Genomic DNA, 11,597 nt, shown 5'->3' with positions numbered 1-11,597 from the left:
GCGGGGTGGAGCAGCTTGGTAGCTCGTCGGGCTCATAACCCGAAGGTCGTCGGTTCAAATCCGGCCCCCGCAACCAAATACAAGACGATAGATTGAGTACTTATTTAGTATACAATTGTTAAGTCGTCTACGGATGCGCCGCTTGATTCAACGCCTGCTTCTCGCAACCAATCACATCGCTCTTTTCATAATGCTGCGAAGCATGAATCCCCAAAAGCTAAACTTTTATCCGCATCATATGATGTCGGACGATTTCGTTTGTGTTTAAAACACGATATGAATCGGCTGACGTACAAGTATGATGAGGCTTCGCGTGTTTTATCTACTTTAATTAACAGAGTTATCCACATACGTCGTTCTGTGGATAAGTTGGTTGATAAAGTGTTTTTAGCTTGACTTTTTATGATGGGGAAGAAAGATCTTTTCTCTAAAGTGAAGTTGAAATAACAAAGAAATATCAATTAAATCTTTGTTATATAAAGAAAAAATAAGTTTTTTGTCGGATCGAGTACGTTAAAATACGATCATTAACTGGTATTTTTTTGATCCTAGTCATTTCTCCGAGCTGTGTTTAACTTTTTTCTGCTAGCTTGTTTTTCTTGAATCTCAAATTTTTTTCCACATTACAAAATTGAGAACAAGGTCATGAATTGAACATGCAAAAGTACTTTCAATCTCTTGCATATAGACTACGCTCTATGCGTCTCTCGGCAGTCCCTTCTCGACTATCCTTATTAAGCGTTGCTTTTTCGTCTCTATAGATGAATTACTCTCAGTGGGGAGTTGATTCAGTTGCTCTGTCAAAGCCCATTTAATGTGCTCATCAAGTAATTTATTTTCACCTTGCCGACTTTCCAGCGCATCTATGATTCGCTGACTATATTCTGCATTACCAAGTGCGACAGCGATGTTACGTAGCCACTGTATATGACCAATACGACGGATAGCGGAGCCTTCCATATTTTTTAGAAAAGTCGCTTCATCCCAGTTAAACATGTCGACGAGGTCAGGGTTTTTGAAACTGTCACGACGGTGGAAATCATCTTGCTCCGTTATGTCGGCGTAGCGGTTCCATGGGCAAACCAATTGACAGTCGTCACAACCATAAATGCGGTTACCCATTGGCTTTCGAAACTCTTCAGGAATCACGCCATCGAACTCGATGGTGAGATAAGAGATACAACGCCTGGCATCGACAACTTTGTCTTCAACGATGGCTTGTGTTGGACATGATGTAATGCATGCTTTGCATTTACCGCACTGATCAACGCTTGGCTCATCTACGGGTAGTGGTAAGTCGATAAGTAGTTCACCTAAAAAGAACCACGATCCACAGTCTTGATCTAAAATCAGGGAATGTTTCCCGGTCCAACCTAAGCCCGCTTTTTGGGCGAGAGGTCGCTCTAATATTGGTGCGGAATCAACGAAAGGTCGGTAACCATATTGACCAACCTCTTGTTCAATAAGTTTGCCGAGCTTATTTAGCTGCTTTCTGACGAGCTTGTGATAATCGCGCCCTAGTGCGTAGCGGCTAATATAGGCATGACTTTTATTCGCGAGGTTCGAAGCGAATTGAGCCTCTGGTGGCAGATAGTCCATCCGGACGCTGATAACACGAACGGTTCCCGGGAGTAGCTCATGGGGTCTAGCACGCATCATACCGTGACGAGCCATCCAATCCATTGAGCCGTGATAGCCTGCATCAAGCCATTTTTGTAGTGCTGCTTCATGTTCACTCAGATCAACGTCGCAGATCCCAACTTTTTGGAAGCCGAGTTCTTTTCCCCAAACTTTGATTTGTTGTGCGAGTTGTTCGTAGTTCATGTTAACCACCGGAATAAAGGGGGGCGGATCTTAACGGATCTCTGGCTTTGGTGCTACCCAGTTAGGTACGTTTTTGATGTTGTGAATACTGCTTATTGAAGTCATTTGCATATATTCTAAATCTAGGTCGATACTAAGATGATTAAGATACCGTTTATTGGATACTTTTTTCGCACATATGACATTTGAAAGCTTGTCTCTCAAAACCAACACGGTTTACTATTCCTGTTCTTTTGATTTTTATATAGTCAACGATCATTAGTTAGAGAAGCATCAATGAGCACGAAACAATTCAATTTAAAAGATGAGCATGAAACGGTTGCACTAGGCACCGCTTTGGCTCAGCTTTGTTCCCAGCAAACCACAATTTATCTGCATGGTGATTTGGGTGCAGGTAAAACAACCTTTAGTCGTGGTTTTGTCCGTGCTCTTGGTCATCAAGGTAACGTGAAAAGTCCAACTTATACTCTAGTCGAACCGTACCAGTTGGATCAGTGGCAAGTATATCACTTCGACCTTTATCGTCTTGCGGATCCTGAAGAGCTTGAGTTTATGGGTATTCGAGACTATTTCACAGACGATGCGATTTGCTTGGTTGAATGGCCTGAAAAAGGGCATGGCTTACTGCCACAACCGGATCTTGATGTAAACATTCGCTACCAAGGTGAGCAACGTGTAGCCGAACTAACAGCTAATAATGATTATGGTGTGCAGTTACTCAGTCGATTGGAGCTATGTTGAGTTTTTCAAATTTTAGAGTAGTGGCGACGTTTGTCGCCACTTTTCTCCTTCTCATCCCCAATTTAGCATTTGCTAACGTCGTTAAGAGTTTTCGAGTTTGGCCTTCACCTGATGAAACGCGTGTTGTCATCGATTTAGGCTCGGAAGCTGACTATTCCTATTTCTCTTTATCAGGGCCGGATCGCCTTGTCGTGGATTTAAAAAGCACGACGATGCAGGCCAGACTGCCTGTTACTGTTACGGATAGCCCTGTTTTAAAACTGGTACGAAAAAGCTCGCCTCCAGAGAAGGGCACTTATCGTTTGGTGTTTGAACTAAAAAAGAGCGTTCAAGCGGAATTATTTAAATTAAGCCCAACACCAGGTGGGCAGTATGGTCACCGCTTGGTGATTGATTTACCGCACGGTAAGAAGGCATCGACCTCTAAACCGAGTAAGCCAGCGGCGGCCAGCAAAGACATGAGTTCAGTTCAACGAGCTCAAGAAGTGTTAATTGTTATCGACCCTGGTCACGGTGGGGAAGACCCTGGCTCTATTGGCCCTTCACGTCGTAAGTACGAGAAAGATGCGGTATTGAGTATCTCAAGAAAAATTGCTGCTCAGCTCGATGCGACTCCTGGTATTAAAACGCGCATGACTCGTACGGGAGATTATTTTGTAAACTTAAACCGTCGTGTCGCGATTGCTCGTGAAAATGATGCGCACTTGCTGATTTCCATTCACGCAGATGCGTTTACTTCACCGAAGCCTCGCGGTGGATCGGTCTTCGTACTAAATACTCGTCGTGCAAATACCGAAATTGCTCGTTGGGTCGAGAACCATGAGAAACAGTCTGAGTTATTGGGCGGCTCGGGTAATGCGTTCTTCACGAAGACAAAAGATCGTAACGTGAACCAAACTTTGTTGGACTTGCAGTTTAGTCATTCACAAAAAGAAGGCTATAAGCTGGCAACAGAAATCCTAGGTGAGATGGGACGTGTTGCGCACCTGCATAACACCAAACCGATCAACACCAGCCTTGCGGTTTTACGCTCTCCACAGATTCCGTCTGTGCTAGTGGAAACGGGCTTTATTTCTAACCCAACAGAAGAGCGTTTACTGTTTCAACGAGCGCACCAAGATAAGTTAGCTCAGGCTATCACTAAGGCGGTCGTCAAGTACTTAAAAGATAACCCACCAGAGGGTACGGTGTTCTCGCCTTCAGCGAAGCCAATGGTACATATTGTAAAGCGTGGCGAGTCATTATCGGTGATCGCGAACAAATATGGGCTTAGCTCTAAAGCGCTGATGTCGGCAAACAACTTGAAGTCGACAGGCTTGGCAATTGGTCAGAAGCTCAACATTCCTTCTGCTGGTACGATTAAAGTGCCAAGTAAACCGATTACTGTTGAGACAGAAACCATTACGCACAAGGTTAAGTCTGGTGAGTTCTTAGGTAAGATTGCGAATCACTATAAAGTGAAGGTTTCAGATATCCGCCGAGAGAATAACTTGAAGTCAGATACCTTGTGGGTAGGGCAAAAGTTGAAGATAACGGTCGCGGTAAAAGATAAACCGATTCGTAAGCACAAGGTTTCTCGGGGTGAGTTCCTTGGCAAAATAGCGTCCAAATACGGCGTTAGCGTATCGAGCATTCGTAAAGCGAATAACTTACGCTCTGATCAGCTAGCGGTTGGGCAAGTCCTGATCATTCCAAACAAGTAGGTGAGCTTCTAACTCATTATGACGATTAAAATTTTGCCAGCCAGACTTGCAAACCAAATCGCCGCAGGGGAAGTGGTCGAAAGACCTGCTTCTGTGATTAAAGAGCTGGTTGAAAATAGTCTTGATTCTGGCGCAACTCGAATCGATATCGATATCGAGAAAGGAGGCGCAAAGCTGATTCGTGTTCGTGATAACGGAAAAGGTATCGCGAAAGATGAACTCGGCTTAGCGCTCAGTCGTCATGCGACATCTAAGATACATACCTTAGATGATCTCGAAGCCATTATGAGTCTAGGTTTTCGCGGTGAAGCGTTAGCCAGTATTAGCTCAGTCTCGCGTTTGACGCTCACGTCGCGTCCTGCGGCACAAGAAGAAGCTTGGAGTGCTTACTCCGAAGGGCGTGATATGCAGGTGAAGCTTAAGCCAGCAGCGCACCCGATTGGCACGACTGTTGAAGTGTTGGACTTATTTTTTAATACTCCAGCGCGTCGCAAGTTTCTTCGTACGGAGAAAACCGAATTTGCTCATATTGATGAGTTATTGAAACGCATTGCGTTAAGCCGCTTTGATGTCACCATCAATGTGCGCCACAACGGCAAGATCATTCGTCAATATCGTGCGGCGAAAAATCAGCTTCAAACCGAAAAACGTATTGCAGCTGTCTGCGGTAACGCGTTTGTTCGACACATGCTCAGAATCGAGCTTGAGCATCAAGGGTTAAATCTACATGGGTGGATTACCACGCCAGAGGGAGCAAGGCAGCAAAGCGATTTACAATATTGCTATGTGAATGGCCGAATGATGCGTGACAAATTAATCAATCACGCGATTCGTCAAAGCTATGAAATGAGCTTAAAGCCAGATCAGTTTGCTGCGTATGTGCTCTTTATTGAGCTAGATCCGCACCAAGTAGATGTGAATGTTCACCCTGCTAAGCATGAAGTGCGTTTCCACCAAGCTCGTTTGGTGCATGATTTCATCTATCAAGCTCTGACGGATGCACTTTCACAAAGCGCTGTGATTGATAAACCACAGGTGAATGAATCGGCATTTCATCGCGTGGAACAGACTGAATCCGAAGAGATTGAGCATTCGCCAGAGCCTGAAAAAGTACAAGAGCCAGCATCTTCACCAGTACCAGAGCGGGTTTATCAAGCGATAGAGAGTACACCGGCTTATCCTGGACGCAGTGATTATGAAGTGAAGCCTCGTAATAGCGGTCCTAGTGAAACCTCCGTGCGAGAGGCGCGCGTAGTGGAGTCATTCAAACGTAATGATTGGGTGGAATCCAAACCTGCACCAAAGCCAAGTCACAGTAAAGAGCGCCACGTAGAACCAGCGCCAACTAAACAAGAAGTACGCGCTTATCACGAGCTGCTGAAAACGCCAGAGTTTGAGGCTCAGGCAGTCACTCCAATAGCGCCCCAAACGATAACTTCGCACACATCAATGCCATCGATTACTGCATTAGGCAAAGCGCTGATGGTGGTCGATGAACAATTTGTTTTGATGAGCAGTGACAGTGGGGCGGCGTTAGTCTCGTTACCTAGAGCAGAATTTTATCGTGTAAAAGGCCAGCTCACTCCAAGCGATGGTGCACTCAAGGCACAACCTCTGCTTGTTCCTCTATCTATTAAGTTAGAGCCCGAATTAGTGAGACTGGCCCAAGATTATCAACAAGATTTGGCATTGCTTGGTATTCAATTGAAAGCGAGAAACGAGCACGCCTTAATGGTGATGGGCGTCCCAGCTCCGCTGCGTCAACAAAACTTACAAAATTTAGTACCAGATCTGTTATCTTACGCGCAATCTTGTGTGAACGAAGGTATAGCAGCGGCTCAGATGCTGTCTGAGTTGATAGATTGGCTCGCATTACAGGTCACGACAGTGAAGAGTCACTATACTTTTTCTGAAGCCATTCAAATTATTGCGGAACTTGAACAGCTAAGACATGGTCAATTGCCATTAGAAGATACAAAATTCGTATCCGCTGTTGATTTCTCTGCCACGATAGCCAAATTAAAACCATGACAGATAAACTACCTTTGGCGCTATTTTTAATGGGGCCAACTGCATCAGGCAAAACTGAGCTGGCGATTCGTCTTCGTCAAAAATTTCCGATTGAGATCATCAGTGTTGATTCTGCTTTGATCTACAAAGGGATGGATATCGGTACGGCGAAACCGGATGAAAAAGAGTTAAGTTTGGCGCCTCATCGCTTGATAGATATTTTGGATCCAAGTGAATCTTACTCTGTCGCCGACTTTCGTCGAGATGCATTGAAAGCGATGGATGATATTGTTGCAGAAGGAAAAATTCCACTTCTTGTGGGTGGAACAATGCTGTATTACAAGGCGTTACTTGAAGGTTTATCACCACTTCCTGCTGCAAATCCTGAAATTCGTCAGCAAATTGAACAAGAGGCATTGACTAAAGGTTGGTCAGTGTTGCACGATGAACTCAAAGAGGTTGATCCTGTGTCAGCCGCGAGAATCCATCCCAATGATCCCCAACGTTTATCTCGGGCATTGGAAGTTTTTCGCATTTCAGGTAAAACTTTGACTGAATTGACTCAAACGAAAGGTGAAAGCCTACCATACCGAGTCAAGCAGTTTGCAATAGCTCCCAAGGATAGGGCAGAACTTCACCGTCGGATTGAACTCCGTTTCGAGAAGATGATGGAAGCGGGCTTTGAAGAAGAAATGAAAGCGTTATATTCGCGAAAAGATCTTCACCCCGATCTTCCTTCCATACGATGCGTCGGTTACCGACAGATGTGGGAGTATTTAGATGGGGAGTGTACACGTGACGAAGCGGTATTTCGTGGCGTATGCGCGACTCGTCAATTGGCCAAGCGTCAAATCACCTGGTTACGCAGCTGGGATGATTTAACTTGGTTGGATAGCGAGAACATTGAACAGGCATTAGAAACGATGTCGGAAGCAATAGCATCTGATTGACATAGCTGTGTATAATGTGATCGTTTTTGCGTGAACGCACTCTCAAAGGATCTGTTGTTGGCGGTTTTTATACTATGCTGCTAATTACTTAGAGTGCATTTTTGATTCGTTTAGCTCAGATGCAAAAGCCGTATCTTTTGCATTGCACCACTAGCTAAATAATTACAACTACAAATTAAATAAGGAAAATAAAAATGGCTAAGGGGCAATCTCTACAAGACCCATTTCTAAACGCGCTACGTCGTGAGCGTATCCCGGTATCTATCTACCTTGTGAATGGTATTAAACTACAAGGTCAGATCGAATCATTCGATCAATTTGTGATCCTGCTGAAGAATACTGTTAACCAAATGGTGTACAAGCACGCGATCTCAACAGTTGTGCCGGCTCGTCCAGTGAGCCATCACAGCGGTGAACGTCCACAAGGTGAGCGTCCACAAGAGAAATCTGAAGATTAATTCTTCATCGAGTATTTTTAAAATAAGGAGTTGATTGCTTGTTTGACCGTTATGAATCCGGTGAGCGAGCCGTACTTGTTCATATCAACTTCACGCAAGAAGGTGAATGGGAAGATCTGGCTGAGTTCGAAATGCTGGTTTCTTCTGCTGGGGTAGAGGCGCTACAAGTGGTAACTGGTAGTCGTCAATCCCCACACCCTAAATACTATGTCGGAGAGGGTAAGGCCCAAGAGATTGCTACAGCGGTACAATCAACGGGTGCCGAAATTGTGATTTTTAATCACGCCCTCTCTCCTGCCCAAGAACGTAACCTCGAAGCACTGTGCCAATGTCGAGTTCTCGACCGCACTGGTCTTATTCTCGATATCTTTGCTCAACGAGCTCGAACACACGAAGGTAAGCTACAGGTAGAGCTGGCTCAACTTCGTCATATCTCTACTCGTTTGATTCGTGGTTGGACACACCTTGAAAGGCAGAAAGGTGGTATCGGTTTACGTGGCCCGGGTGAAACCCAGCTGGAAACCGACCGTCGCTTATTGCGTGACAGAATCAAAGCCATCCTGCGACGCTTAGACAAAGTAGCGAAGCAGCGTGAACAAGGGCGCCGCGCCCGAAATCGAGCTGAAATCCCAACGGTTTCACTTGTGGGTTACACCAACGCGGGTAAGTCGACACTCTTCAACCGTATTACAGAAGCTGGCGTGTACGCGGCTGATCAATTATTTGCTACTTTGGACCCGACTTTACGTAAGATAGAGTTAGCAGATGTTGGTCCTGCCATCTTGGCAGACACGGTTGGTTTTATTCGACATTTGCCACACGACTTGGTTGCGGCCTTCAAGGCAACCTTGCAGGAAACGCAAGAAGCTGACATTTTGTTACATGTTGTTGATGCCAGTGATGAGCGTTTTCGTGAGAATATTCAAGCTGTTCATGAAGTACTAGAAGAGATCGACGCGCATGAAGTGCCGACTCTGGTTGTCATGAACAAAATCGACAATCTAGATTCGCAGAAACCACGTATAGAACGAGACGAGGAAGGCGTACCTCGCGCAGTTTGGGTTTCAGCAATGGATGGGTTGGGCATTGATGTCCTGTTTGAGGCTCTGACGGAACGTCTGGCGTCACAAATGGTCGAGCATCAGTTGCGAATTCCTCCACAGTATCAAGGACGATTCCGTAGTACCTTCTTCCAAATGAAGTGTATTCAACGTGAGGAATATGACCAGGATGGTAACTTGTTGATCGATATTCGAATGCAGCAAGTAGATTGGTCTAGACTTGAAAAAAGAGAAGGGGCAGTTTTGACTGGCTTTATAGTCACTTAAAGGACTGCTACAGTATAACGTCATATCAAATGATGGAGCTTTCTAATGGCGTGGAATGAGCCTGGAAATAACAACGGCAACAATGGCCGCGATAATGACCCTTGGGGTAATAATAATCGTGGTGGCCAGCGTCCTGGTGGCCGAGATCAAGGTCCGCCAGATTTAGATGAAGTGTTCAACAAACTGAGTCAAAAGCTGGGCGGCAAGTTTGGTAAAAAAGGCGGCGGTGGTTCTCCAATCGGCGGCGGTGGTGGTAGTGCAATTGGCTTTGGCGTGATTGCTCTGATTGCTGTTGCAGTTTGGTTCTTCGCTGGTTTTTACACCATCGGTGAAGCAGAGCGTGGTGTTGTACTGCGTTTAGGTAAATACGATCGTATCGTAGACCCAGGTCTTAACTGGCGTCCTCGCTTTATTGATGAGTACGAAGCGGTAAACGTACAAGCGATTCGTTCACTACGTGCATCTGGTCTAATGCTGACCAAAGATGAAAACGTTGTAACAGTTGCGATGGATGTTCAGTACCGAGTGACTGACCCATACAAATACTTGTACCGTGTAACCAATGCAGACGACAGCTTGCGTCAAGCAACGGATTCTGCACTACGTGCAGTAATTGGTGACTCATTGATGGATAGCATTCTAACCAGTGGTCGTCAGCAAATTCGTCAAACTACGCAAGAAACACTGAACCAAATCATTGATAGCTATGATATGGGTCTGGTACTTGTTGATGTGAACTTCCAGTCTGCTCGTCCACCAGAGCAAGTGAAAGATGCGTTTGATGATGCAATCGCAGCACGTGAGGATGAAGAGCGTTTCATTCGTGAAGCTGAAGCATACAAGAACGAAATCTTGCCTAAGGCAACGGGTCGTGCAGAGCGTTTGAAGAAAGAAGCACAAGGTTACAATGAGCGTGTCACTAACGAGGCTCTTGGTCAGGTAGCACAGTTCGAAAAACTATTACCAGAATACCAAGCAGCGCCTGGTGTAACGCGTGATCGTCTGTACATTGACGCAATGGAAGAGGTGTACTCAAGCACTTCGAAAGTGTTGATTGACTCGGAATCAAGCGGCAATCTTCTTTACCTTCCAATCGATAAGTTGGCGGGACAAGAGGGCAAAGCAGATACCAAACGTAAATCGAAGTCATCTTCAACCTATGATCAAATTCAACTTGAGTCTGATCGTACACAAGAAGACACTTCGAACACGCAGTCTCGTTCAACAGGTTCACGTCAAGGGAGATACTAAGAATGCGTAAGTTAATGATCCCTGTACTGGTAATCGCACTGGCATTAATGTTGATGTCTTTGTTTGTGATTCCTGAAGGTGAGCGTGGTATCGTGGTTCGATTTGGTCGTGTCTTGAAAGACAACAACGACATCACTCGAATTTACGAGCCTGGTCTGCATTTCAAGATGCCTTTGTTTGACCGTGTGAAACAACTTGATGCACGTATCCAAACAATGGATGGCCGTGCAGACCGTTTCGTAACGTCTGAGAAAAAAGACGTTATCATTGATACCTACGTGAAGTGGCGTATTGAAGATTTTGGTCGCTACTACCTCGCGACTGGCGGTGGTAACTCGCTAACGGCAGAGGCACTACTTGAGCGTAAAGTGACGGACGTGCTTCGTTCTGAAATCGGTGCTCGTGAAATCAAACAGATCGTATCTGGTCCACGTAACGATGATGTGCTACCAGAAGACGCAAGTGCTGATGTTGTCGCAACTGAAGCGGCTCGTGAAGCGCTTGAGATTGATGGTGAACGCGACCTAATCATGTCTGAAGTATTGAAGGACACGCGTGAAAGCGCAATGAAAGACTTGGGTGTTCGTGTCGTTGATTTCCGAATGAAGAAAATCAACCTGCCTGATGAAATCAGTGAGTCTATCTACCGTCGTATGCGTGCGGAGCGTGAGTCCGTTGCTCGTAAGCACCGTTCTCAAGGTCGTGAAAAAGCGGAAGTTATTCGTGCTCAAGCAGAACTAGAAGTAGCAACTATTCTAGCTGAAGCTGATAAAACTGCGCGTGTGACACGAGGTGAGGCGGATGCTGAAGCTGCGAAGATTTATGCTGAAGCGTACAACAAAGACCCTGAGTTCTTTAGCTTCCTACGCTCGCTACGTGCGTATGAGAAGTCCTTCAGCTCTAAGAGCGATATTCTGGTGCTTGATCCGAAGAGTGAGTTCTTCCAATACATGAACCAGTCGAAGGGCAGCATGGAGAAATAATCTCCGCGTCTCATTGAAATAAAAGGCTCCTTAGGGAGCCTTTTTTGTATCTGATGCTAAGTGCTAGCTCATCATGATGGCGATGACGGCTCCAGCAACTACTAGGCAGCCACCGATGCGTCGTAGCTGATTGTTGGGTTGTTCACTTAATTGAGCCACCATATTCCGCCAACCGTTAGGAGCAATCAGTGGCCCAATGCCTTCCACGATCAAGACGAGCCCAATCGCCAACCATATGGATTCAGACATAGCGCTTTCCAGTCGAATAGAGAAAGCTAAATACTATCAGTGATATGCTGATTTCAAAATGAACAAAGCGGCAAGATGACATTCTGGTAGCAACTCTGTG

The 11,597-nt window shown here is 45.5% G+C and carries 10 protein-coding genes; 8 read left to right on the top strand and 2 right to left on the bottom strand.

Features of this window, described 5'->3' with window-relative positions:
* Positions 1-696: 696 nt before the first annotated feature.
* On the bottom strand, positions 697-1,824 hold the full coding sequence (gene queG, locus R7Z50_RS22900; protein WP_005381370.1) for a tRNA epoxyqueuosine(34) reductase QueG: 1,128 nt from the start codon (positions 1,822-1,824) through the stop codon (positions 697-699).
* A 276-nt stretch (positions 1,825-2,100) separates the two neighbouring features.
* On the opposite strand from queG, the gene tsaE reads away from it, so the two are divergent.
* The 8 genes from tsaE (at position 2,101) to hflC (ending at position 11,248) form a co-directional block, all read left to right on the top strand.
* A complete protein-coding gene (gene tsaE / locus R7Z50_RS22895; protein ID WP_005381372.1) occupies positions 2,101-2,565 on the top strand; it encodes a tRNA (adenosine(37)-N6)-threonylcarbamoyltransferase complex ATPase subunit type 1 TsaE in 465 nt (154 codons plus the stop codon).
* Positions 2,559-4,268, top strand: coding sequence for an N-acetylmuramoyl-L-alanine amidase (locus tag R7Z50_RS22890; RefSeq protein WP_025768796.1), 1,710 nt, complete (start codon positions 2,559-2,561; stop codon positions 4,266-4,268). The genes tsaE and R7Z50_RS22890 overlap by 7 nt, the downstream gene beginning before the upstream one ends.
* A gap of 18 nt (positions 4,269-4,286) precedes the next feature.
* Positions 4,287-6,299 carry a DNA mismatch repair endonuclease MutL gene (gene mutL, locus R7Z50_RS22885; RefSeq protein ID WP_225478165.1) on the top strand — a complete coding sequence of 671 codons (2,013 nt, stop codon included), beginning with the start codon at positions 4,287-4,289 and terminating at the stop codon, positions 6,297-6,299.
* On the top strand, positions 6,296-7,228 hold the full coding sequence (miaA, locus tag R7Z50_RS22880; protein WP_047103958.1) for a tRNA (adenosine(37)-N6)-dimethylallyltransferase MiaA: 933 nt from the start codon (positions 6,296-6,298) through the stop codon (positions 7,226-7,228). Before mutL ends, miaA begins: the two co-directional genes overlap by 4 nt.
* Before the next feature lie 194 nt (positions 7,229-7,422).
* Complete coding sequence (hfq, locus tag R7Z50_RS22875) at positions 7,423-7,686, top strand: RNA chaperone Hfq (protein WP_005381379.1); 264 nt, start codon at positions 7,423-7,425, stop codon at positions 7,684-7,686.
* Between the two features lie 38 nt (positions 7,687-7,724).
* Positions 7,725-9,014 carry a ribosome rescue GTPase HflX gene (hflX, locus tag R7Z50_RS22870; RefSeq protein ID WP_005381380.1) on the top strand — a complete coding sequence of 430 codons (1,290 nt, stop codon included), beginning with the start codon at positions 7,725-7,727 and terminating at the stop codon, positions 9,012-9,014.
* Between the two features lie 45 nt (positions 9,015-9,059).
* On the top strand, positions 9,060-10,265 hold the full coding sequence (gene hflK, locus R7Z50_RS22865; RefSeq protein WP_017633728.1) for an FtsH protease activity modulator HflK: 1,206 nt from the start codon (positions 9,060-9,062) through the stop codon (positions 10,263-10,265).
* Between the two features lie 2 nt (positions 10,266-10,267).
* Positions 10,268-11,248 carry a protease modulator HflC gene (hflC, locus tag R7Z50_RS22860; RefSeq protein WP_005381382.1) on the top strand — a complete coding sequence of 327 codons (981 nt, stop codon included), beginning with the start codon at positions 10,268-10,270 and terminating at the stop codon, positions 11,246-11,248.
* A 63-nt stretch (positions 11,249-11,311) separates the two neighbouring features.
* Here hflC and R7Z50_RS22855 read toward each other — a convergent pair whose 3' ends face one another.
* Positions 11,312-11,497, bottom strand: coding sequence for a DUF2065 domain-containing protein (locus R7Z50_RS22855; protein WP_005381383.1), 186 nt, complete (start codon positions 11,495-11,497; stop codon positions 11,312-11,314).
* Positions 11,498-11,597 lie beyond the last annotated feature (100 nt).

Source organism: Vibrio sp. 1249-1 (assembly GCF_033340495.1).
The sequence above is the reverse complement of the archived record's forward strand: the minus strand, read 5'-3'. Positions and strand labels throughout refer to the sequence as shown.

Bases quoted from the DNA above. Each gene is read 5' to 3' on its own strand.
- queG (WP_005381370.1), bottom strand. From the start codon at position 1,824: ATGAACTACGAACAACTCGCACAACAAATCAAAGTTTGGGGAAAAGAA.
- tsaE (WP_005381372.1), top strand. From the start codon at position 2,101: ATGAGCACGAAACAATTCAATTTAAAAGATGAGCATGAAACGGTTGCA.
- R7Z50_RS22890 (WP_025768796.1), top strand. From the start codon at position 2,559: ATGTTGAGTTTTTCAAATTTTAGAGTAGTGGCGACGTTTGTCGCCACT.
- mutL (WP_225478165.1), top strand. From the start codon at position 4,287: ATGACGATTAAAATTTTGCCAGCCAGACTTGCAAACCAAATCGCCGCA.
- miaA (WP_047103958.1), top strand. From the start codon at position 6,296: ATGACAGATAAACTACCTTTGGCGCTATTTTTAATGGGGCCAACTGCA.
- hfq (WP_005381379.1), top strand. From the start codon at position 7,423: ATGGCTAAGGGGCAATCTCTACAAGACCCATTTCTAAACGCGCTACGT.
- hflK (WP_017633728.1), top strand. From the start codon at position 9,060: ATGGCGTGGAATGAGCCTGGAAATAACAACGGCAACAATGGCCGCGAT.
- hflC (WP_005381382.1), top strand. From the start codon at position 10,268: ATGCGTAAGTTAATGATCCCTGTACTGGTAATCGCACTGGCATTAATG.
- R7Z50_RS22855 (WP_005381383.1), bottom strand. From the start codon at position 11,497: ATGTCTGAATCCATATGGTTGGCGATTGGGCTCGTCTTGATCGTGGAA.